This is a genomic window from Collinsella sp. CLA-ER-H10 (assembly GCF_040092475.1).
GTDB lineage: Bacteria > Actinomycetota > Coriobacteriia > Coriobacteriales > Coriobacteriaceae > Collinsella.
Genome location: NZ_JBBNLM010000003.1, coordinates 116,251 through 139,847 on the forward strand (window position 1 = coordinate 116,251; position 23,597 = coordinate 139,847).

Sequence of the window (23,597 nt, forward strand, 5' to 3'; positions counted from 1 at the left end):
CACCTGCCTCTTTCATCCGGACTCTAACCGTTGGTACTGGGATCTCACCAGTTCAGCCGGCATGCGAACCAACGCACACACGGGTCGCGGACTCATCGGCTCGGTCGCAGGCATCTCACCTGCGCCACGGTACCCCTTTGGCACCGCCCGATTTACCGCCAGTGGGGAATTCCACCCCGCCCTGAAACAGCAATTGCAAGTGTAGCACGAGCAGGTTTTCGCGCAAGTATGCCAAGGGTAATTTGTGGCGGAGATCAGTTGCCGCAACAACCACGTTCCCCACCCATCCCAAAGTAACGCGCCTTTCGCGGCAAAGCCGCGAAACAGCGACCGGGACACGTATCCCCATCAGCCACGATCTCCGCCCACGCCGACCTCAAGGCCGTAAACGCAGGGAATCCGGGGGCGGGACGGGGACTTCTCTCCGGAATATTCCGCAGGACGCAAAGAGGCTCCGCAGCGCGAAGCGCGATGCGGAGCCTCTTTGCATGTCCGAGGACGTTCCGGAGAGAAGCCCCGTCACGCCCCCGGATTCCCGGTGGGAGTTCTAGACCTTGTCGGCCTTAGTACATACCGCCGCCCTGCTGACCAGCGGTAGCAGCAGCGATAGCGTCCTCAAGCTGAGTGTTCTTGGGCACATCGGAGACGGTAGCCTCGGTGATGAGGATCAGGCTGGCGACAGAAGCAGCGTTCTGAAGGGTGACGCGGCTGACCTTGACGGGGTCGAGGACGCCCATCTCGATCATGTCGCCCCACTCGCCGTTGGCAGAGTTGAGACCCTGGCCGGCAGGCAGCTCGGCAACCTTGTCGACCACGACGGCGCCCTCAAAGCCAGCGTTCTTGGCGATGGTAGCGACCGGAGCGGTCAGAGCCTTCTTGACGATGTCGACGCCGATCTTCTCCTCGGGGTCGTCGATCTCGACAGCGTCGAGCGCAGGAGCAGCGTCCATGAAGGCGACGCCGCCACCGGCGACAATGCCCTCCTCGACAGCAGCGCGGGTAGCCTGCAGGGCATCCTCGACGCGGTGCTTGATCTCCTTGAGCTCGGACTCGGTAGCAGCGCCGACCTTGATGACGGCAACGCCACCGGAGAGCTTGGCCAGGCGCTCCTGGAGCTTCTCGCGGTCGAAGTCAGAGGTGGTGTTCTCCATCTCGCCCTTGATCTGAGCGATACGGGCGTCGATGGCCTCCTTGGAGCCAGCGCCGCCGACGACGACGGTGTTGTCCTTGGAGATGGTGACGGACTTAGCGGTACCGAGCATATCGGCGGTGATGTCAGCGACCTTCACGCCCAGCTCGTCCAGGGCAGCCTGGCCACCGGTGAGGACGGCGATGTCCTCGAGGATGCGCTTGCGGCGATCGCCGTAGCCCGGGGCCTTGACGGCGCAGACGTTGAGGGCGCCACGGATCTTGTTGAGGACCAGGGTAGGCAGAGCCTCGCCGTCGATGTCCTCAGCGATGATGAGCAGGCCACGGCCAGCGCGCTGGACAGCCTCGAGAACGGGCATGATGTCCTGAACGCTGGAGATCTTCTGGTCGGTGATGAGGATGTACGGATCCTTCATCACGGCCTCCATGCGGTCGTTGTCCGTGACGAAGTAAGCGGAGACATAGCCCTTGTCGAACTGCATGCCCTCGACGGTGTCGATGGTGATGTCGAACGTCTGGGAATCCTCGACGGTGATGACGCCGTCCTTGCCCACGACCTCCATGGCCTCGGCGATCTTCTCGCCGACCTCGGGGTCACCAGCGGAGATGGTACCGACGGAAGCGATCTGCTCCTTGGTCTCGACCGGCTTGGCCTGCTTCTTCATCTCGGCGACGGCGGCGTTAACGGCCTTGTCGATGCCGCGACGGATGGCCAGCGGGTTGGCGCCAGCGGCGACGTTGCGCAAACCGTCGTTGACGATGGCCTGGGCGAGCAGGGTTGCGGTGGTGGTGCCGTCACCCACGGTGTCGTTGGTCTTGGTGGCGACCTCCTTCACCAGCTGAGCGCCCATGTTCTCGATGTTGTCCTCGAGCTCGATCTCCTTGGCGACGGAAACGCCGTCGTTGGTGATGGTCGGGGCACCGAACGTGCGCTGCAGCGCAACGTAGCGACCCTTGGGGCCCATGGTGACGGTAACGGCGTCGGCCAGAGTGTTGACGCCCTTGGCAAGCTTAGCGCGGGCATCGGTGTTGAACGTAATGTTCTTTGCCATGGTAGGTAATCCTCCAAAAGAAATGTGACTCGCGTCGCCGCTTCCGAGTCCTGTGCGGCGGGCGCGTTCAAAGACGAATCAGAGATTCTGACGAGACTAGGCCTCGACGACGGCGTAGATGTCGTCGGCGCGCATCAGCAGATACTTCTCGCCGTCGACCTTGACCTCGTTGCCACCGAACTTACCGTAGATGACAACGTCACCGACCTTGACGTCCATGGGGATGCGCTCACCCTTGTCGTTGACCTTGCCGGCGCCAACGGCAACGATGGTGCCACGCTGCGGCTTCTCCTGAGCGTTGCTGGCGATATACAGACCAGAAGCGGTCTTCTGCTCGGCCTCGTCGGGCTTGACCAGAACACGATCCGCAAGCGGCTTCAAAGACGACATGCTTGTCTCCTCCTTTTTGGGCCGCGCGGTTATACCACGCGAATTAACCCTTTTTGTTTGCGTACGCGTTGAATGGTACCCACGAATGGCGGGTTATACAACACGGAGTCAAAAAATCTTATTTTTTGGCACTTAGATTTTCTGAATGCCGGGGGATAACTTAGCGGTGGCTCCCGGGGCGGACCGGAGGGCATGAAGTTTGCTGCTCTACAGTCCTGCGCAAGACGGAAAGCACATTAAGTGCTTTCCTTTGCGTGCGGAACTCGCGACAAACTTCATGCCCTCCGGTCCGCCCTGGGAGCCAGGTTGACTAACTAGGGCCCGGCATTCAGAAAAGTCAGTGCAGCAAAATGGCGATGCGGATGGAATGCACAAGATAGGGGGCACGTTGTTGGGACGCGCTCTTTTAAGTTGCGGTGGAATAGTTCCTGTTTTTGGGCTTGAAGGCCGATTTTAGGGACTATTTCACCACAACTGAGGGGTGGGATGTGGGGTTAGCGCTCGTAAATCAAGTTGCCTGCCAGGTAGGTGGCTTGGACTTTGGTGGCTTGAAGTTCTTGGGGATCAACGGTGAGCGGGTTTTGGTCCAGGACTACCAGGTCGGCGTACTTGCCGGGCTCCAAGCTGCCGAGGTTTTGCTCGTCGCCCGCTGCATAGGCGCTGCCCAGGGTGTAGTTGCGCAGAGCCGTTGCTGCATCGATGCGCTCGCTCGGCAACCAGCCGCCCTCGGGCCAGTGGCTTTTGGGGTCCTGGCGCGTAATAGCCGTGTAGAGCACGTTCATGCTGGTAACGGGCGTGATAGGGCTGTCGGTACCGAAGGCTTGGCGAATGCCGCGCTGCTTATAGGTTGCGAACGGCCACATGATGCGGCTGCGCTCCAGGCCCAGATCGCGCTCCGGACCACCCGGGTCGAGCGTGATATGGCAGGGCTGGCTCGAAGCAACCACGTTGAGCTTGCGCAGGCGGTCGATGTCCTCGGGCAGAAGGTTCTCCAGGTGCTCGAGCGTGTTATGGCCGTGCTGGGGCAGGCCGTACAGATCGGCCGCCTCCTCGAAGATATCCAGCGCGGCATGAATCGCACCGTCACCAATGACGTGGATGCGCACGGTGTGACCGCGCTCCGCGGCCGCCAGAACCAGTTTGCGCATGCGCTCAACCGGGACCGTCAGACGGCCCTGGTCGCCCGGGAAGCGCGGATTGGTATAGGGCTCAGTGAGATATGCCGTGTGTTCGCTCGACACGCCGTCGAAGAACTGCTTAAAACCCGGCGCCGAAAGCAGCGCGTTGTTCGCGTAACGTACCTGCAGCTCTTCCAGACGCGACTGGTCATCCAGCAGCGTGGGAAACAGATGGGCTCGGATGCCCAGCTTGCCGGCTGCCTGCAGTTTGTCGTAGACGTCGTCGCGGATAAAATCGCAGCCCGGCATGGGCATGAGCGACATATCGCAGATCGAAGTAATACCCTGCTCGGCCATGCGCCTCATTTGATCGGCGTAAGCGCTTGCGATGCGACCTTCGCCCAGCCACTCAAGGCAGCGCGGTAGCAGCTGCATGGCAGCCGCCTCGTGAGCAATACCCGTGAGCTCGCCGTTTGCGTCCTTGTCGTAGCTGCCGCCCGCCGGTGGCTCGCTGTCGCGCGTGACGCCGAGTGCATCGAGTGCGCGGCTGTTGAGCCACAGCGTGTGCCCGTCGCCCGAATACATAACACAGGGACGATCGGGGAATGCCACATCGAGCGACGCCTTGGTAGGATGCTCGGGCGGGTCCCAACGGTAGTCGCGCCAGCCCTGCGTCACAACCCAAGCGTCGTCGGGCAGGTCCTGGGAAAACTCGAGCGCATGTTGCACCAGCGCCGCCTCGGACGTGCCCATATCCATGAGCATGTACGGCGAGGAACCGACCGAGGTATGGAAGAAGTGCAGATGAGCGTCATGGAAACCGGGGCAGACAAACTGCTCACCGTAGTCGATAACCGGCGTGGCGGCAGGCGCGGCGGCAATCACGTCATCGGGCGCACCGACTGCGACGATACGGTCGCCTGCGATGGCAATCGCCAGCTCGCGGGCGGCATCGATGCCGTCTTGCGCGGTAAAGACGTTCTTGGAGCGGATAATCCGATCGATATGTTGCATGGGCATCCCCATCTCTGGCAGGAAATCAACACCCCCGAGTGTACTCCCCCGCCCTTGTAACAAAACCCCAAGCGGCAAACGGCAACTTTACCAGCCCTAGCGGCAGGTGGCATACTGGAGAGAGCCTGTACGATTTTGCGATCAACCCAGCAAGGAGCAAATCGACCATGACGAAGACCAAGGCACAGCAGATTATGGCGGCGACCGAGGCTCGCGCGGCAGACGATGTCACCGCGGCCATCCGAGATATCGCCGCCGAGTTTGAGCCCTACATCATCAAGCAGCGCCGCCACTTCCATAAGCACCCGGAGTTGAGCCTTGCCGAGGAGCGCACGACCTCCGACATCGCCAACCAGCTCGACGCCATGAATATCCCCTACGAGCGTCCCCTCAAGACGGGCCTGGTGGCGACCCTTCGCGGCACCGCGCCCGACGCCTATCGCGAGGACGGCACGCCGCGCCGCCGTATCCTACTGCGCGCCGACATCGACGCCCTGCCCGTTACCGAGCAGACCGGCGAGGAGTTTGCCAGCGTCAACGAGGGCTGCATGCACGCCTGCGGCCACGACTGCCACATCGCCATGATGCTCGGCACGCTGCAGATCCTGCGCCATATGACCGACGACATCCACGGCGAGGTCCGCATCGTCTTCCAGCCCAGCGAGGAAAACGGCCAGGGCGCCAAGCTCATGATCGGCACGGGCGTGCTCGACGGCGTCGATGGTGCCTACGCCGCGCATATCTGGAGCGAAGTCGACGCCGGCACCGTGAGCTGTGAGCCCGGCCCGCGCATGGCAAACACCGACTGGTTCCGCATCGATGTCCGCGGCACCTCGTGCCATGGCGCCATGCCCCAGCGCGGCCACGACGCCGTTATGGTGGCTGCCGAGATCGTCAACGCCCTGCAGACCATCGTCTCGCGCGAGATCAGCCCCTACGAGCCGGCTGTCATCACCGTCGGCGAGCTGCACGGCGGCACCGCGCGCAACGTTATCGCCGGCACGGCCTACCTCGCCGGCACGGTGCGCACCTATGGCGACAAGACGCACGAGGAAATGCCCGAGCTTATGCGCCGCATCGTGGAGCACACCGCGGCAGCCCTGGGCGCAGAGGCCGAACTTACCGACTACACCATCGCCAACTACAAGGTCGAAAACGACGTCGCCTCGAGCGAGCGTTGTCGTCAGGCCGTGGTCAAGTGCTTGGGCCCCGCGGGCGAAGGCCATTATCGCGGCACGCTTTCGGGCGAGGACTTCTCGGAGTACCTGCGCCGCGTGCCGGGCGTGCTCGCCTTTGTTGGCACGCGCAACCCCCAGATTGGCGCCACGTACGCCCAACATTCTTGCTTCTACAAGATTGACGAGACCGTGCTGGCAAAGGGCTCCATGGTGGCCGCCCAGTATGCTATCGACTTTTTGGCCGAGCCCACGCAAGAGGAGCTCGACGGCCCCACGATCGCCGCGGTTGCCGAGACCAACCCCGACTTGGCCGCCAAGCTGCGCTCTGCCAAGGCCACGGCCGCTGAGGCGCGCGACGCCATGCACGATGCTCGCACCGCCCGCCATGCTGCAATCAAGGGCATCCACGATGCGCGGGCTGCCGCTCGCCACGAGGAAAAGCGCGACGAGTAGCCGTCACGCCCATCCATAACAGCCTGGCTAAAGCAAAGCGGGGGCGGACGTTATCTCAACGTTCGCCCCCGCTTATGTGTCGACCGTTTTTCTAGCGCGTCCTCCGTCACGCCAGGTAAGAGCGAAGGATGGTGAGCCAGCGTGGGGGTTCGAGGTGGATGATATCGTCGGGAACTCCGGCGGGCGCATAGCCGCCAAAGAGCAGACCGGCATCTGCCGGATTGATGAGGCGCACGATCCATACGACGACGACCAGCACGCACAACACGGTGACCGCAATGTCGATACCACGCTTTAGCTTGCTCGATGCCACCTCCTCGCGCACGAACGCGAGCACAAACGCAATCGGCACCACCCAAAACAGCGGATGGTAGGCAAAGGCAGCCGCATAATCGAGGCACAGCGCCGCCAGCCACGCCCTCGTCATGCCGCATCCCGGACAAGGAATGCCCGTCATCAATCGAAAAATGCAGCCAATGTCGAGCAGGTAGAGCGCGAGCCAGGCGACAAAGAGCGCGCCGGTGCAAAAAAGGGCGCGGCGAAGGAGCTCTGCCGTGCCCCTATGTCCCTGGAAGCTGTTCACGCCGCCCTTATTGTTAGGCACGAGCGCCAAGGCGAGTGTTGTAAGCCGTTGCCATGGCATTGGTATTATTGATGACGATGTTCATAGCGAAGATGGGACCAAGGCCGCACAGGAGCGCGCCGAAGATCTGCCACAGAAGAACGGTGGTGCCGTTTTCCTGGAACACCAGGCCGTAGCGAGGAGCGTTGGCCTGCAGGCGGTTGCCAATCTTGTAATACCAGTAGTACGCGTAGAAGCCGCAGGTCACAAACGATAGAAGGATGAATTCCGCCAGACCCGGCGTGTAATCGCCGTCATCCTGACACAACGTGTTGACGTCGCGTGCCAAGCAATACAGGAAGTAGAACGAATAGATACCGCAGGTCACAAGAGAGAGCAGCAGCCAGCCGATCAGGCTGCGGTCAGCCTTAATGGGGTCATAGCCCATCGGAGCGGATGCGGACTGTTGGGCGTATTGACCGGTGTACTGCTGCTGAGGCTGGGGCGCGGGCTGAATAGCCTGGGCCGGAGCGGGCTGGGGCTGCGGGGCCGCAGCGGCAGAAGCGGCACCAACGGCGGATCCGCAAACAGGGCAGAATTTGGCATCATCCGAAATGGGAGAACCACAAGTGGGACAGAACATGAGCCTCTCCTTTTCCTAAGGCGTCGCACGCCTTCAAACCTTACACGTCTACGTTCTCAACAATAGCCGCGACGTTGTTGCGCAACATTGACCAATTTCCGAGAAATTTTGCTGCAACCGTTTTCCCAGGCATTTTCTTGCTTTCGCAGTAGAAAAAGGCACCCCGGGCTCAGTTGCCCAGGGCGCCTCGACCGGCTATTCGGTTTGATTGTTTTCGGCAGCAGGATTATCGCCCGGCTCATCCGCCGGCGTGGCAACGGCATCCCAATCGGGCTCCGCAGGCGTCGCCTCGGACGCCGGTGCGGGGACAGGAGCAGGTGCCGGGGCAGGGGCAGGCGCGGGCGCCGGGGCAGGCGCAGCACCAGTGGCTGCCGTGGGATTGAATCCCGCAGGAGCAGGCTTCTTCTCACCCGGGAGCACAAAAGTCAAAACGTCGTCCTTGTCCTCATCGGCCCATTCGCTTGCATAACGTGCAGCCCAATAGCCAACGGCACGGTGCTTGAGCATCTTGCCAAAGACCGTAAGGAACACCGTGACGAATGCAATCAGCACCAGGAACAATACGAGCGTGACACCACCGGCGGTAACAATCGCCTCGATACCCGTGGGGCGATAGTAATAGCCGTACGCGCCAATTCCGGCGATGGCACCAAAGACAGCTGTCAAGATCCACGTAATGGCGTTGGAAACCAGGCCCGTCAAAAACTCGGGAAGGAACGAAGCACAGAACAGCTTGGTCTTGTTGTGCTTAAAGGCCGCCCAGACCTTATCGAGCGAAAACGCGCTCTCGACGCGCCCGGTCACCGCAAAGTGCATCACGGCAATGTCGGCGAACATCTTAAAGAAGACACCCAGAATCGCCGAGGCAATTAGCGCCAGGACAAGCAGGCCAAGCGAGCCAAACAGCGCAGCTTCGAGCGCATAAGAGCCGTAATACGAATACGAGCCTGCGGCGCCAATTACCGCGCCCTCCGCCAGCGAAAGCACTACACCGATAACGGGAATGGCAGCGATAACCTCGAGCACGACCGAAATAACGCTCGAAAAGACTCCGAGACCAAACGACGTGGAACGCATCAGCGGACGGTCCATGCCGTCATCGACCTTGAGCGACAGATCACGGCCCCACTCGATACCAAAGCCGGAACCGCACACACTCGCAATGCAAGCTGCCAAAAAGCCGATGGCAGCCGCAATGCCGCCAATAACGGGAATAAACAGCACGAGCACCGACACAACGCAAATCAGCGCCGGCAAAAACGCGATTTGGCATACACGCTGAAGCACGCCCGGAGTCTTAGTCATATCTTGGAACGCCTGAGCCACACAGCCCTTTGGCGCATTCGCCACGGGCGGTTGCGGAACAAACTGCTGGGGCTGAGGCTGTCCCTGGGGAGCGGGGCCAGCGGCACCGGCATTAGGAGCGCCACACACGCCGCAGAACTTGTCGTTATCGCCCATGGGGGCGCCACACTGCGAGCAGAACATCGAAATCATCCCTTCGTATCTTAAGCGAATCACCTGGATCGCAAACGATGTCTTTGGCATCATTATTGCCCAATGTGGGGTCAAATACTCAAAGACGACCGATTTGCAAGGTACACGGCGCCAGCAGGCGGTTCGTTGAATACGTCCGCGCTAGTTCGTGCCGCGGAAACCCTTGCCGACGATCTCGGAGCTGTCGACAATCGTGATAAAGGCGCCCGGATCGACTTCGCGCGCATAGCGGCGTAGTTGCACGGCCTCGCGACGGCTCAGTACGCTCATGATCACCGTCACGCACTTGCCCGAGAAGGCACCGTAGCCGCGGCTAATGGTCGCCGTGCGGTTGAGATGCTTGACGATAAACTCCTCGACCTTAAGGGGCTCGGAACAAATGACCGTGCAGACTTTGCGCAGGTGAATGCTCTCAATGGCTTTGTCGACCACAAGCGTCTTGGCAAACAGGCCGAGCACGCAATACAGACCGACACGCGGGCCATACAAAAAGGCCGCGATGGTCACGATGCCGATATCGACCAGCAGCAGGGCGCGACCAATCTCGAGCGTGGTGCGGCGCTTGAGAATCATGGCAAGAATGTCCGTGCCACCCGTCGAGGCGCCGATGTCAAAGACAATAGCGCTGCCGAGCGCCGGCAAGATGACGGCAAAGCACAGGTCGAGCCACATATCACCCGTCAGAGAGACATCGGTCGGAATGAAGAGCTCAAACAGCGAGACGTAGGCCGAAAGCGCAAACGAGGCGAAGACGCTCCAAAGAATCGCCTTGCGCTCCAAAAAGATAAAGCCCAAAACGACGAGAACCGCGTTGATAATCCACATAAAGACGCCGACGGGCAGGGTCGGGAACAGCGTGGACAGAATGACCGACACGCCCGAGGTGCCGCCAAAAGCAAAGTGATTAGGGGTTTTAAACGCAACGATGGCAAAGGCCGTAAGAATCAGGCCCAGATTGAGCTCGGCAAAAAAGCGCGGGAAACCCGGCTCCTGGCTGCGCTTTTGGCCGGCACGCTCGCCGCGCTCGATATCGGTGCGATCAACCACGCGCTCCATCGGCACTACGGGAGGACGATGCACCTCTTCGGCAGCACGCGATGCCGCCTCTGCCGCGGCGGCCTCAATCGCCCATGCCTTGCTTTCTGTTTCGTGCTCGTCAGCCATTACGGCAACCCCTCGTTAACAATTTGGAAACAATGCGCCCATTAGGGTAACGCGGAACGCGACGATTGCAACCCCTAGTTAGACGAGCGGTATGCCTACATCGGGGGGCATACAAATAACGGCCGGCCACGCTTTTGCTTGCGCGGTCGGCCGTTTAACGTTTTCGCAGATAAAACCTGCCAAAACAAACCTGTCCCTTTTTGGAAGGTTATTCGTGCTGGCTGGTGCGGTGCTCGTACTCCTCGGGGGTGATGACGTCCTCGATGCGCAGGTTGACGCCCGCCACCTCAAGGCCGGTCATCGCGGCAAGGCGCTCGGTGACACGCGCCTTGACATCGTCGAAGATCGCGGGCGCATAGGCGCCGTACTCGATGATGACGGAGATGTTGACGACCACGCGATTGTCATCGGTGACCTCAACCGTCACGCCCTTGGTCAGATTCTCGGCACCAAACTGCTCCTGCACAAAGTGCATGAGGTTACCCTTCATGCCCAGAACGTGCGGAACCTCGCGGGTGGCCATGGCAACGATCTTCTCGATCACGCCGTTGGAATAGGTCAGCGAGTCCTCGGACTCGTCCGCTTCCTCGTCATCCTCATCCACATCGGACTCGGCCTCGACGAGCGCCTCATCCTCGAGCGTCACATCCTCGGCTTCGGCGACGACCGCCTCGTTCTCCTCGAGCTCGGTATCGGCCACATCGACCTTCGTATTAAAAGCCATGGTTCCTCCTTATGCCTGCCGCGGATGCGACAGTCGAATACATATTAGCGGCCGCCAAACAGACGGCCGAAGAAGTTGACGATCCCGTTCTCGCCGTCGCGAATTTGGCCGATCACGGCGCCGATCAGCACGAAGAATGCAATGACGAGCGTGTCCCACAGGCCGAGCGTGAGCACCAACACGGCGAGGATAAAGCCAGCGACGGCACCGAGCGTGGTGTTGGGATGACGCACAGCATAGCTCCAGATGGCAGCGCCCGTACCCTTGATGAGACCCATAGCCTCGTCAAAATCCGCGGCCGCCGCGTCTTGTAACTCAGTTGCCTCTGCTTTGGAATCGACAGGTTCGCTCGCCGGCGTGGCGCTCTGGTCAATCGTCAGGCGCGGCGTACGAGCGGTCTTATCTTGATTGGTATCACTCACCGGAAACCTCCACGGTCTGGACGGTAGTCTTGGACGGCAAAAAACGGACGCGCGTGGTCGTACCCGGCGTGCCGAGCATGGTGTCGCAAGCTTCTTCGATGCGCTGCTGCATCGCGGTAGCCAGAGATGCCACGTCCTTATCGTCAAGCGCGATAGCCTCGACCTTAAATCGGACGTGCGAATCGTCGGGGCCTTGGACGCGGGCCTCGACATGCTCGACCATCACGCGGTCGTCGCGCTCGGCAGCAGCCCTGGCACACGAAGAAAGCGCCGCGAGCGTGACCTCGATATTGCGCTCCCCCGCCGGATGCACGCAGGACGGCTCGCGACGAGCAAACATCAGGCGGAAGAAGCTTACCAGCACGCCGATCGCCACAACTCCGCCGCATGCCGTCACGACAATGCGCGGCATGGGGTCGCGCATCAGCAGCATAAAGCGATACGTATACGGCCCCCAAAACTGGCAGACAAGCGTACCCAGCGCCACGATGGCGGCGGCAAGATACACGATCGCTAGGGCTCGTTTGAGTACGCGCACGTGGCGCTCCCTTCAAATCTCGGCTCTCGAAATGCAAAACGGTTCGCATCATTATAAAAGAGCCGGGTCCGGTGCTCTACGCACGCGGATCCGGCTCATCTATTCCACGAGGCTTGCATGCTCGCTTCATTATGCCCAGATATGCACGGCTTAACCCGTGCGGGCGCTACTCTTCCTCGAGGGCAGCGATGACCTCGTCGGTCATGTCCATGGTGCTGTAAACATCCTGGACGTCGTCGAGCTCCTCAAGACGGTCGATGAGGCGCTGAACCTTCTTGGCGTCGGCGCCGGAGACCTCGGTCGGGGTGGTCGGGACCATGGTGGTCTCGGAGCCCTTGACCTGGACGCCCTGCTCCTCGAGCGCCTTGGAGACAGCCATGACCTCGTTGGCAGTAGTCCAGACGATCCACTCCTCGCCGGCGTCCTCGTAGTCCTCGCCGCCGGCCTCGGCGATGGCCATCATGAACTCATCCTCGTCACCGGCAGCACCGTTGGCGATCATGGTCTCCTTCTTGGCGTTCTCGTCCAGGATCTCCTTGGCAACGACGATCTGGCCCTTGCGCTCAAACTGGAAGGCGACGGAGCCGGAGGTGCCCAGGTTGCCACCAGCGTGGGAGAAGGCGGAACGGACATCAGCGGCGGTACGGTTGCGGTTGTCGGTCAGGCAGTCGACGTAGACGGCGACACCGGCGGGACCGTAGCCCTCGTACACGATGTTCTCGTAGACGGCGGCGTCAGCACCCGAGCCAAAAGCCTTGTCGATAGCGGACTTGATCTTGTCCTTAGGCATGGACTGAGCCTTGGCCTTGGCAACGGCAGCGGCGAGGCTGGCGTTGTTCTCGGGCAGCGGGTCACCGCCGAGACGGGCAGCAACGGTGATGTTGCGGCTGAGCTTGGAGAAGAGGGCGGAACGCTTGGCGTCCTGCGCGCCCTTACGATGCTTGGTTGTGGCCCACTTAGAGTGTCCGGACATACGTGTCTCCTATCGGTTTCGACCTAAAGCCCAGCGCAGATGCTCGGGCAATATAAACAAACGTCGTTATGATATACCTACTGGCCTGCGAGATAAACCCCAAAATGAAGGCGTCGTGATGATGGCCCCTTTGGTGCAAAGAAACCTGACCTCAATGCACCAAGTTAGAACCAGAGGAAGTCGCTGCGGGTGACGGTGGCGCCGATGGCGAAGGGCATGCAGGCGATGACCGGATACAGGTAGCGCATGTAGGTCGAGCCGTTGCACGGGCCAATCAGGCACACGGCGAGTACGCCCAACAGCGGCACCCAGATCGCCAGCGCACGCCATGAATGACGACGCAGCAGGTAGACCACCACGGCGATCATGATCCACACATAGGTGGCCGAGCTCATGGTGAGCGAAATAAACGGGATGCGCTGCACCGCCACACGGTACAAATTGATCAGGTGGTCGCACCAGCGCACCACGTTGCTGTCAACCGGATGGAAGTCGAAGTACTTGAGGTTATCGGGCTTTGCCATGATCTCGGCACTACGCGCCGTGCTGTAGACCCAGGCATCGCGCGCGCTCGGATAAAAATAACCATAGTAGTTATTGATAAGCGCCGAAATATAGCACTCGGGATCCTTCTTAAACATCTGAGCCCATACCTCAAAATAGACATCGATGTCCTCCTGCGAGGCGTACTCGTTAAAGCAGTTCTTGACGGCATCGGACTTGTCGGGGTTGTAGCGGCGGCCCAGGTTCTCGTACTTGAGTACGCGATCGATCACGGCACGCTCTTCGTCGGTCACCGAACCGTCGCAAGGAGCCTCCACGATGGTGCCGTCCTCCTTAACCGTAGGGTTGACGCCCGAGTTGAGGCCGTCGTGCTTTTGGACGAAACGAGCCGTCTGCTGGAACGGAATCGAGAGGATTTCGCGCTTGGAACCAGGCGTGATATCGTGCGCCGGCATAAAGACCTTGGTGAAGTACATATTAGAGGCAAGGCAGAGCGCGAGCACCGCGAGAACGCCAACCCAGCGGAAACGCGGGATGGCGCCCGAAGGCGCAGTACCAGTCTGTTTGGCTGCACGACGAGCTACATGCACGTCCCATACGCAAAACGCCGCCGCGATTACGCATGCCGCCAGGGGAAACACCAGGCCGCCGTTGCGCAGAAACGTGGAACCCATGGCACCCAGAGCGAGCAGCAGCCAGTCGTGGCGCGCAAAGAGCACGGGGGCTTTCTCGCCCGCTCGCTCGACATTGGCATCACGACGGGGCAAGCCACATGCCACGAGCTTGACGGTCTGTACCAGCAGCACCAAGAACGCGTCGGCAAAGAGCACGTCTTTGGTGAGCAACGCCGCGTAGTTGGAGAACATGGGCATAAACGCAAAGAACAGCAGGATCGCACCGCGAACCGGCAGGCTCACGCCCAGTTTGCGCAGCGACGAAATGGAATAGGCCATGCAGGCGGCCGTGATGACAAATTGAGCGCAGGTATAGATGATGAGGCCCGCGTTAGCGCTGTTGAACAGCGAAAGCCCCAGCTGAACGCACGAGCCGATAATGGCCGTGTGCACTACGGGATGATGCCCGTTGAGCAGCACGTTGGGGTTGAGTAGGCGCAGGTAGTCGCTCGTGCCGTTGGGATAGTTGAACCACTGGCGAATCTGCGCGCCCGTATCTCCCATAAAAAGACCGGGCAGCGAAGCGATGAGCGTGGGCGTCCAGGCGATCATAAGCACCAGGAAGGGCCCGGCAAAGGGATGGACCGAGAGCACGGCGTGAGTCACACGCCATACGCGGCCAAAGTGCGCTTCGGAAAACGGGATGCGTCGGGAGCTCAGCCAATCTAGACACTCAAAGACAAGGTAGAAGGCAACGACCGCCAAGAGCATCCAGCCCGCGCCGCCAATCCAGGCGCAGATGATGCGGGCTTTGTCGCCAAGGACAATCTCGGCCGAGTCGGTGAGATCGTAGCTGCGGCCGAACACCATGCAGATGGCGAAGAACAGCGACGGCAGAATGATCGATGGACGCCAGGTGTCGCCACGGCCAAAGAACACGTAGCGAAACGGCAAGGTGAGCAGGCAGGCAAGTGCAAGCAGCATGACCGCGTCGGTATGGCCGGCAAACGAGAGGAGCACCTCGTAGCACACGTACAGCATGCCCGAGGCTTTGGGGTCAATCGCCAAGACTGCGTTGCTCGACACCGGGGAGGGATCGATGGAAAACGCCGTGGTCGCCAACAGCGCGAGCAAAAATGCGATGAGCGTCTGCTTGGCGGGGTAGCGCTTAAACCAGACGATGCGGGCAGCGTCGCGCGCAGCCGTTGTGGAGAGATCGGAATCCTTCACAGTCCAAAGAGCCTTTCTAGAAACCTGCCAAAAAGGGACAGGTTTATTTTGGTAGGTTTTATCTGGGGAAACGTTACGGTTCTCTCATCGTTGCCCAGCGAACCACCACAAAGGTGCCTGTCCCCTTTGTGGTGGTTCGTGATGGCTAGGCGTCGAGGTAGACGCGCTGGGGCTGGTTGCGGCGACGGGCGAAAATGATGAGCGCCAGGCCCGCGATTACGAGCGGCAGGCTCAGCAGCTGACCCATGGTGATGACGCCGCCCAGCAGATAGCCCAGCTGCGCATCGGGCACGCGCACAAACTCAATCAAAAAGCGAACGATGCCGTAGCCCATCACAAAGACGCCCATAAACGTACCCTGGGGCAATAGCGGCTTTTTGCGGCTGAGCACCTGCAGGATGCAAAAGAGCACAATGCCCTCGAGAAATGCCTCGTAGAGCTGGGAGGGATGGCGCGGCATATCGCCCGCGGTGCCGCCAAAGATCACGCCCCAGGGCAGATCGGTCGGCTTGCCCCACAGCTCGCCGTTGACAAAGTTGGCGCAGCGCCCCAGGCACAGGGCCAGCGGAGCACCGATGACCGCGAGGTCTGCCAAAGTCCATGCGTCGAGCTTATACATGCGGCACACGATGATGCCGCCGATAATGCCGCCCACCAAGCCGCCATGGAAGCTCATGCCGCCCTCGTTGGTGGCAAAGATCTCGAGCGGGTGGGTCCAATAGTAGCCATCGCCGTAAAAGACGACGTAGAACAGGCGCGCACCGATAATGAGGCCAAAGACCACGCCGACCACGACACTCGTCAGGTCGTCAATCGTGATGTTAAAGCCCCAGCGACGCTGCGTGCGGTACATAACGACCGCCGTAAGCAGAGCGCCAACCACATAGGCCAGACCATACCAGTAGATGGTGATGGGGCCCGCCGAGATCGCGACGGGATCAAGCATATGGTAGAAGTCGTTGAGCATGTCGACCCTCCTACTCCCTACATACAAATGCGGCCGCGGGCCTTGCGCTCGCAGCCGCATATTTGGACGTAACGTCTATGCGGAGTATGTCGTCCGCAGCCTTCGCATCTTAGAACGGCGCGTACTCGTCGTACAGGTCGTCGGCCTCACCGGAAGCATTGACCTGCTCGACGCGGGTAACGCCGGGCACATGCTCCTTCAGGATGCGCTCGATGCCCATGGACAGGGTCAGCGAGCTCATGGGGCAGCCGGCGCAGGAGCCCTGCAGTTCCAGCTTGACGACGCCCTCGTCGTCAACGCCCACATACTCCATATCGCCGCCGTCGGCCTGCAGGTTGGGGCGAATCTCTTCAAGAACCTTCTTAAGCAGCTCTTCGTTAACAGCCACAGGGGCTCCTTTCTCACAATAACGCGGGCGCGCCCGCGGACAGAAGCTATGTTACTACAGCCATGTACCCGCTCACGAGCCGTCCATGCGCTCAGACGCGACTTTCACGAGCAGTCAATTTGGGACGGGGCTCTTTTAGCTGCCTTTTGTTGCCAGCTGGCGTTGCCATGCGCTACTGCCGAGCCTGACCCCCGGTACCAATCTGGACATCGACGATAACCTGGCGGTAGCTGATGCCGCAGGAGTCGAGAATGCGGCGGCTGATACGGCCGTCGTCGGTATCGGCATACTTATTGTCCAGGTAGACAACCTCGCCTACACCTACCTGCGCCAGGATCTTGGCACAGTCGTGGCACGGGAACAGCGTGACGTAGACTGTGGAACCCTCAAGATCTTTGAGCGAGCCGCGGTAGTTGAGCACGGCGTTTGCCTCGGCATGCACCACGTAGTTGTGCTTATCCTGCAACGGGTCGTCGCTTGTGCCCCACGGGAAAAAGTCGTCGTTGAGCGCCGAGGGCGTACCGTTGTAGCCCACCGAAAGGATGCGGTGGTTGGTGCTGGCAATGCACGCGCCCACCTGCGTGTTGGGGTCCTTGCTGCGGCGCTGCGCGGCGATAGCCACACTCATAAAGAACTCATCCCAGCTAATAACGTCGCGGCGCTTGCCCGACGCGGTTTGATGAAGATCGTCCGACATGGCAGACACCTCCGAAATCGCAATAGTTTGACCTATTGTAGCAGGTGAAAGGTGGGGGCGTTTGTCCCACCGGCGCCCTCACTTTTACACGCGGCGGGGCTTTTGGTTGATGTGGTAGAGCTCGGCGAGACCCCGCAGCGTCAACGCGTCATCGACCGTCAGGCTATGACCGACCAGGGCCGCAAGCGCCTTGGCATCGTCGCCAGTAATGACGATGGGCACGCTGCCTTCCCCCGCGGCCTTGGTCGCACGCATCTCGGCAAGCACCATGTCGAGCATGCCGTCGATGCGCGCCACCTCGCCCAAAACCACACCCGAGCGCATGGCCTCGCGCGTGTTGCGGCCGATGACGTGCGTCGGCGCCGAGGGCTCAACCTGGGGTAGGCGCGCTGCTGCCGCCGAGAGCGAGCGGGCGCCGAGGGCCAGCCCCGGCGCGATAACGCCGCCGACAAAGGTGCCGCGCGCGTCGATGACCTCGATATTGGTCGTCGTGCCCAGGTCGATCACGATGCACGGCGAGCCGTAGACGGCGCGGGCCGCCACGGCATCGGCGATGCGGTCGGGGCCGATCTCGGCCGGGTCATCGTAGTGCACGGGCATGCCGGTCTTAAGTCCCGGCCCTACGGTGAGCACGCGCCCCGTACAGGTACGGGAAAGCGCTACCTTCCACGGGCGCTCGAGCGCCGGGACCACGCAGCTCAGCACGGCAGCCGCGGGCACAAGCGCACCCGGCATGCCCGCATCGGCCGCCAGTGCGGCCATGACCTGCACGAGACGCATGCGCGCCTCGTCCGCTGTGATGCTCGACGGCGTGGTGATCTCGCACGTCGCAAGCGGACATTCCTGCGCCGCGGCCGAATCCTCTGCAAACAGGCCAAAGCGAATGAACGTGTTGCCCACGTCGACCGTCAATATATATGCGCACCCATTAAGCATCGCCGGCGCTCCTTTCGTCTGCCCAGCAGTATATCGCCTACCTAAACCAGTCATCCCAAAATGACTTGCTTGCGGCTATACTGGTGCGCGGTCGCGCGCGAGCTCACGCGGCGGCCCTTGGTAACCCGACTTCCCGCGCCGTATCCGTAACGGCGCTCCTGGGGGAAGCGGATATACGCAAAGGAGTTTTATATGAGCAATCCCTCGAACCGCGCTTCGATGCGCGGGCAACTCACGCTGCGTGGCGTCGTCATCGGCGTCCTTGGCTGCGTGATCATCACGGCAAGCTCGGCCTACACCGCCCTCAAGATGGGCGCCCTCCCCTGGCCGATCATTTTCGCTGCCGTCATTTCGCTGTTCTTCCTGAAACTCATGGGCAACGCCAGCCTCAACGAGGCCAACGTCACCCACACCATCATGTCCGCAGGCGCCATGGTCGCTGGCGGTCTGGCGTTTACCATCCCGGGCGCCTGGATGCTGGGCTATGCCGACCAGATCAGTTGGCTCGACATGTTTATCGTGGCACTCGCCGGCACTATCCTAGGCCTGCTGGCCACGGCACTCATCCACCGTCACTTTATCGTGGACGCCGCGCTTGAGTTCCCCACCGGCAACGCCGCAGCTCAGACCCTGCGCGCAACCGAGGCCGGCGGCAAGACCGGCAAGCAGCTCTTTGGCTCCATGGCCATCGCCGGCATCTACAGCGTGCTGCGCGACGCTCTGGGCGTGGTGCCCAGCATGCTGTGTACGCTCAATATCCCCGGCGTGACCTTTGCCATCTATAACTCGCCCATGTTGCTGTCCATCGGCTTTTTGGTGGGCTTCGCCCCCGTCGCGTTCTGGTTTGCCGGCGCGCTGCTGGGCAACTTTGGCATCATTGTCGGCGGCACCGCTGCCGGTCTGTTTGACGTTATGACCGCACAGGGCATTGTTAAGTCCCTGGGTATGGGCCTCATGATGGGCTTTGGCGTCGCCGTCGTCCTCAAGGACATCCTGCCGCAGGTCGCCGGTATCGTCCGCGGCCTCGCCGCCGACAGCTCCACCGACACCGACGAGCAGTCGCTCATCTCGGGCTCCCTTAAGCTCGACGCCGGTATCATCGGCCTGGGCGCTGCCGCCATCGCCGTGATCGTTGCCATCGTACTCGATCTTGGCCCCGTTCCAGCCGTCATCGTCACGCTGTTCACCTTTGTCACCACCATCATGAGCGCGCAGAGCTGCGGCCAGACGGGTATCGACCCCATGGAGATCTTTGGCCTCATCGTCATGCTCATCGTGGCTGCCTTCGCGCAGCTCGCGCAGGTCAAGCTGTTCTTCATCGCCGGCATCGTGGCCGTGGCGTGCGGCCTTGCGGGCGACGTCATGAACGACTTTAAGGCCGGCGCCGTGCTGGGCACCAACCCGCGTGCGCAGTGGATCGGCCAGGCCATCGGCGGCATCGTGGGCGCCCTGGTCGCTGCCGCCGTCATGGTCGCGCTCGTCACTGCCTATGGTCCGGACGCCTTTGGCCCCGACAAGAGCTTCGTTGCCGCGCAGGCAAGCGTGGTCGCCACCATGGTCTCGGGCATCCCGAGCGTGCCGTGGTTCGCAGGCGGCTTTATCGCCGGCATCGTCATGTACTGGCTCGGCATTCCGGCCATGATGATCGGCCTGGGCGTGTACCTGCCGTTCTATATGTCGCTCACGGCTTTCCTGGGCTCCTGCGTTAAGCTCGCCTACGACAAGTGGGCCGCTCACCGCGACGCCGCCGCCGGTCTTTCGGACGAGGAGAAGACCGCCAAGGATGCCGCCTTCCAGGAGCAGGGCCTGGTTGTCGCCAGCGGCCTGCTCGGTGGCGAGTCCATCGTCGGCGTTATCCTGGCGTTTGTCTCTGTTGGCCTGAGCCTGCTGGGCTAAGTCGAGCAGCTGCTCGACAGCAACCATATTGCCTACGATTTGCCCGGTCGGTAGCTTTCGCGGCTACCGACCGGGCTTTTTGATATCGAAACAAAGAAAGGCCAGCGCGCTGCGTATGACAGCGCGCCGGCCTTATCGGTTAAGCCATCGAAGCGCTCCTGCTATGAACCGAAGTTCGTTGCAGAATCTACGCTCGAAACGCTACATCTGCTTGCGACGACGATCGCTCAGCGTCACACCAGCGGCCACGAGCGTAATACCGCCGATGACGAACACCTCGCCCGCAAGAGCGGAATTGTCGCCAGTCTGGGCGAGCGCGGCCGACGTTGCCTTCTTCTTGGCGACAGGAGCCTTTGCAGCAGTCTGCGCAACCTGAGCCTTGGCCTGCGGCTCAGCCTTGGGATGATACTTGTCGTACTCGGCCTGCGCGGCAGCCAGGGCATCCTTGGCATCGCCAAACTCGGCAAGCGCGGCGGCATAGGCGTCGTTGGCATCGGACAGCTTGGCGTCGGCATCGCTCAGAGCAGCCTTGAGGCCAGCGGCGGCATCGACGGCGGCCTTATAGCGAGCGTAGGCAGCGTTAAGCTTGACCAGCTTCTCGTTGCCCGTCGTGCCCGCGGCAAGGGATGCCTTGTGGTCGACAGCCTCAAGATCGGCCTTGAGCGCCTCGTCGTTGGCAAGCTCTGCCTTGGCCTTGACGATCTCGAAGTTCGCATCGACGACGGCCTCGTTGGCGGCCTCGAGCTGCTTCTGGGCATCGGCGACGCCGGCGACGGCGGCGTCATAGGCGGCCTTGGCGTCGTCGACCGCCTTCTGGGCGCCGGCGAAGCGCTCGAAGGCCTTGTTTGCGCGGGTCAGCTCGCCCTCGGCGGCCTTGGCCTTCTCCTGTGCGTCGGACAGGGCCTGCGCCTTGGCGGCAACCGCCTGCTTGGCGTCCAAAAGAGCAGTCGCGGCCTGGACATCTGCGGCCTGGGCCTTGTCTACACCAGCCTGGGCGGCATCGTCGGCCTTCTTTGCCTCGTCAAGCGAGCCCTGCTTATTCGCAAGGTCCGCCTGGGCGGCATCGCGCTTGGCAGCAAGGTCCTTGACCGAAGCCGTGGCGTTGTCATACGCCTCATTGGCCTGTTCGGACTTTGCCTTGGCGGCATCGTGGGCGCTGCGAGCCTTCGCCTTGTGAGCAGCGGCCTCGGCTGCCTTCGTCTTGCTGTCAGCAAGCGTGGCGTTTGCCTTATCGAGAGCCGCCTGGGCAGTAGCGGCCTCGGCCTTGGCGGCGTCGAGCTTGGTCTGGGGCGTCTTGACGTCGACACCCTTGAGTTTGGCTTCGGCGGCGTCGTATGCCGTCTTCGCGGCGGCGGTGCCGGACTTAGCCTTCTCGTACTCACCCTTGGCGGTGTTCATGTTCACATCGGCTGCGGTGAAAGCGTCCTGGGCGGCATCCTGCCCGTTTACAGCTGCGAAGTAAGCTTCCCTAGTAGTTCCAAAGTTCTTCTGCGCCTCGGCGAGCTTGCCCTGAAGCTCCTTGAGTTGCGCCTTCTGCTCCTGCGTGCCGCCTGCGTTGTAGGCGGAATCGATGTAGTCGTTCAGGAGCTTCTTGAACTCGGAGACAGTGAAATCAGCCTCACTGTCAAAAGAGCTGTAATCGAAGATTGTTACCTCGGAATCGGTGTTCTTACCGCTACCGGTCGCGATGCCAATAGCCTTCGTGCCGGCATCGATGATGTTGAGATAGTGCCCGCACTCATGGTAGATGCTGCTGTAGTGCTGGTAGATATAGTAGGAATCATATCGATGGTTTCCAAGGTCACTATTCTTCTCGACGTACTTATCGAATGCCTCTTTTTCCTGAGTGTAGAGACCGGTGTAGGGCCAGCCTAGGGTGTCCTCAGTCTCGCCGCCGGTATATGCACCGCCTCCACCGGCAAGATTTTCACCGTTATCCCAGTAGCAGCCCGAGTGTCCCCAGATGTTCGATGAATATGATGCATTAAGGGCGGCTGCCACAGTCATGCGGAGGCTGACGCTGAGCGCCGACTGACCGTTCGCCTTGCGGAGGTTGTTCTGGGTGTCGAGATATGTCAAGGCGTTGCGCATCTGCTTCAGGGAGAGCGGGTTGGTGTCACGAGACATGTCATGATCGACGTACTGGTCATACCATTCGGCCTTGTCAGCGGCACCGGTCAGCATCGATACGGCTTCCTGGGCGTTCTTTTTCTGCGTGGCTGTGAACTGGCTGCCGCCGATGATGTAGTTCATGAAGCCGAACATACCCTGACTGATGACTTCCTGGTCAACGGTCATGTTGGACTTTAGGTCTGCAATCTGCTGCTCAAGAGCCTCAACCTGGGCATTAGCAGCGTCATAAGCCTTTTCCGCGGCGTTCGAAGCGGCGCAGGCTGCCTCCCACTCGCTGCGCTTCTGCTTGCGAACTTCGACAAGCTTATCGTACGCGGTCTTCTTGTCTGCTTCGGTCTGCTGTGCCTTCTCGTATGCGGCCTTGGCGGCGTCACGCTTACTGGCCGCGTCCTTGTACTCCTTGTTTGCCGCATCGTATGCAGACTGGGCAGATGCCACAGCAGCGTTGGCGGCGTTGGCCTTCTCCTGCGCGGCAGCGACGGCAGCCTGGGCGGCCTGCAGATTTGTCTGTGCGGTGGCGTCGGCATCCGTCGCGGCATTGAGCTCCGTCTGCGCGGTCTTGAGCTCACCAGCAGCAGCTTTCTTGGCGGCCTCAAGCGCACTCAGGTCAACACCCGTACCCGAGACGGCAGCATCGAGCGCGGCCTGCGCCTGGTTGAACTTCTGCTGGGCGTTATCGCGCGCGGTGGTCGCAGCTGCGAGGGCAGCGGCAGTCTCCTGCTTCTTGGCCTGGGCAGTCGTCAAAGCTGCCTCGGTATTCTGCTTTTCCTGCTGGGCGCTGGCCTCGGCAGCCTTGGCCTGGTCCAGATTGGCCTGTGCAGTAGTAACGGCCTTATTGGCGTCATCGAGCTTTGTCTGCGCGTCCTCGACGGCCTTCTTGGCGGCCTCGTACTCGTCCATACCCATGGCCTCGAGCTTGGCTTGGGCATCATCGAGGGCCTTCTTGGCCTCATCCTGCTTTGCCTTGGCGTCCTTGAGCGCCTGGGTCTTATCCTCGACACTCTTGTTGGCTTGATCGAGCTGATCGTTCAGGTCGCCCAGCTTCTTCTGCTGCTGCTCGGTCTTTTCGACGGCGGCTTTGAGCTCGTCAATCTTCTCCTGGAGCGCGGCGACTTCTGCTGCGTTCTGCTCGATTTCGTTGTCGCTCACAGCCTGCGAGGCCTGATTCTTTTGCTGCTGCGCCTGCTTTTGAGACTGGCCCGCCGCGTCGGCCTTCTTCTGGGCGGCATCGTAGGCGGCCTGAGCGTCCTTGAGCTGCTTTGCCGACTCCTCGGCCAGCTGGGCAGCCGTCTTTACGACCGCTTGGTTACCGGCGGCAACGGTATTCTCTACAGAACTACCCATTACAGAAATAG

At 61.1% G+C, this 23,597-nt stretch carries 19 protein-coding genes and 1 riboswitch; of the genes, 2 read left to right on the forward strand and 17 right to left on the reverse strand.

The window, feature by feature from the left end; translation table 11 throughout:
- A riboswitch (FMN riboswitch) is annotated at positions 1-193 on the reverse strand.
- A 370-nt stretch (positions 194-563) separates the two neighbouring features.
- From groL to AAAX36_RS02840, 3 genes are all read right to left on the reverse strand, one after another.
- Positions 564-2,201, reverse strand: a complete 1,638-nt coding sequence (gene groL, locus AAAX36_RS02830) for a chaperonin GroEL (protein ID WP_006234938.1) — start codon at positions 2,199-2,201, stop codon at positions 564-566.
- A 96-nt stretch (positions 2,202-2,297) separates the two neighbouring features.
- Positions 2,298-2,591, reverse strand: a complete 294-nt coding sequence (groES, locus tag AAAX36_RS02835; protein WP_022094351.1) for a co-chaperone GroES — start codon at positions 2,589-2,591, stop codon at positions 2,298-2,300.
- A 494-nt stretch (positions 2,592-3,085) separates the two neighbouring features.
- Entirely contained in the window at positions 3,086-4,729 is a 1,644-nt protein-coding gene (locus tag AAAX36_RS02840; RefSeq protein WP_349073914.1) for an amidohydrolase, read from the reverse strand.
- Between the two features lie 161 nt (positions 4,730-4,890).
- Here AAAX36_RS02840 and AAAX36_RS02845 point away from each other — a divergent pair, with 161 nt between their 5' ends.
- A complete protein-coding gene (locus AAAX36_RS02845) occupies positions 4,891-6,354 on the forward strand; it encodes a M20 family metallopeptidase (protein WP_349073915.1) in 1,464 nt (487 codons plus the stop codon).
- 106 nt (positions 6,355-6,460) lie between these two features.
- Here the strand turns inward: AAAX36_RS02845 and AAAX36_RS02850 are convergent, their stop codons facing one another.
- The 13 genes from AAAX36_RS02850 to AAAX36_RS02910 all read right to left on the reverse strand — a co-directional run bounded on the left by AAAX36_RS02850 (position 6,461) and on the right by AAAX36_RS02910 (position 18,213).
- Positions 6,461-6,958: a DUF2752 domain-containing protein gene (locus AAAX36_RS02850; protein WP_349073916.1), complete on the reverse strand. Its 498-nt coding sequence runs from the start codon at positions 6,956-6,958 to the stop codon at positions 6,461-6,463.
- Positions 6,951-7,559: a DUF4234 domain-containing protein gene (locus AAAX36_RS02855; protein ID WP_138339567.1), complete on the reverse strand. Its 609-nt coding sequence runs from the start codon at positions 7,557-7,559 to the stop codon at positions 6,951-6,953. The genes AAAX36_RS02850 and AAAX36_RS02855 overlap by 8 nt, the downstream gene beginning before the upstream one ends.
- 195 nt (positions 7,560-7,754) lie before the next feature.
- Positions 7,755-9,047 (reverse strand): zinc-ribbon domain-containing protein, encoded by a 1,293-nt coding sequence (locus AAAX36_RS02860; protein WP_349073917.1) that lies wholly within the window; start codon positions 9,045-9,047, stop codon positions 7,755-7,757.
- 150 nt (positions 9,048-9,197) lie between these two features.
- Entirely contained in the window at positions 9,198-10,220 is a 1,023-nt protein-coding gene (locus tag AAAX36_RS02865) for a YitT family protein (protein ID WP_349073918.1), read from the reverse strand.
- A 208-nt stretch (positions 10,221-10,428) separates the two neighbouring features.
- Complete coding sequence (locus AAAX36_RS02870) at positions 10,429-10,944, reverse strand: Asp23/Gls24 family envelope stress response protein (RefSeq protein ID WP_271758424.1); 516 nt, start codon at positions 10,942-10,944, stop codon at positions 10,429-10,431.
- A 44-nt stretch (positions 10,945-10,988) separates the two neighbouring features.
- Entirely contained in the window at positions 10,989-11,366 is a 378-nt protein-coding gene (locus AAAX36_RS02875) for a DUF2273 domain-containing protein (protein ID WP_349073920.1), read from the reverse strand.
- On the reverse strand, positions 11,359-11,904 hold the full coding sequence (locus tag AAAX36_RS02880) for a hypothetical protein (RefSeq protein WP_271740111.1): 546 nt from the start codon (positions 11,902-11,904) through the stop codon (positions 11,359-11,361). The genes AAAX36_RS02875 and AAAX36_RS02880 overlap by 8 nt, the downstream gene beginning before the upstream one ends.
- Positions 11,905-12,070: 166 nt before the next feature.
- On the reverse strand, positions 12,071-12,877 hold the full coding sequence (locus AAAX36_RS02885) for a YebC/PmpR family DNA-binding transcriptional regulator (protein WP_006234926.1): 807 nt from the start codon (positions 12,875-12,877) through the stop codon (positions 12,071-12,073).
- A 164-nt stretch (positions 12,878-13,041) separates the two neighbouring features.
- Positions 13,042-15,225, reverse strand: coding sequence for a DUF6020 family protein (locus AAAX36_RS02890; RefSeq protein ID WP_349073921.1), 2,184 nt, complete (start codon positions 15,223-15,225; stop codon positions 13,042-13,044).
- A 145-nt stretch (positions 15,226-15,370) separates the two neighbouring features.
- On the reverse strand, positions 15,371-16,192 hold the full coding sequence (gene lgt / locus AAAX36_RS02895) for a prolipoprotein diacylglyceryl transferase (protein WP_349073922.1): 822 nt from the start codon (positions 16,190-16,192) through the stop codon (positions 15,371-15,373).
- Positions 16,193-16,301: 109 nt separating this feature from the next.
- Positions 16,302-16,580, reverse strand: coding sequence for a NifU family protein (locus AAAX36_RS02900; protein WP_118377469.1), 279 nt, complete (start codon positions 16,578-16,580; stop codon positions 16,302-16,304).
- Between the two features lie 172 nt (positions 16,581-16,752).
- Positions 16,753-17,277, reverse strand: a complete 525-nt coding sequence (locus AAAX36_RS02905; protein ID WP_117584124.1) for a dCMP deaminase family protein — start codon at positions 17,275-17,277, stop codon at positions 16,753-16,755.
- Between the two features lie 84 nt (positions 17,278-17,361).
- On the reverse strand, positions 17,362-18,213 hold the full coding sequence (locus tag AAAX36_RS02910; RefSeq protein ID WP_349073923.1) for a type III pantothenate kinase: 852 nt from the start codon (positions 18,211-18,213) through the stop codon (positions 17,362-17,364).
- Positions 18,214-18,405: 192 nt separating this feature from the next.
- On the opposite strand from AAAX36_RS02910, the gene AAAX36_RS02915 reads away from it, so the two are divergent.
- Positions 18,406-20,109, forward strand: a complete 1,704-nt coding sequence (locus tag AAAX36_RS02915; RefSeq protein WP_349073924.1) for an OPT/YSL family transporter — start codon at positions 18,406-18,408, stop codon at positions 20,107-20,109.
- 201 nt (positions 20,110-20,310) lie between these two features.
- On the opposite strand, the gene AAAX36_RS02920 is transcribed toward AAAX36_RS02915, so the two are convergent.
- The coding region (locus AAAX36_RS02920) for a CAP domain-containing protein (RefSeq protein ID WP_349073925.1) at positions 20,311-23,597 on the reverse strand (3,287 nt) is incomplete at its 5' end.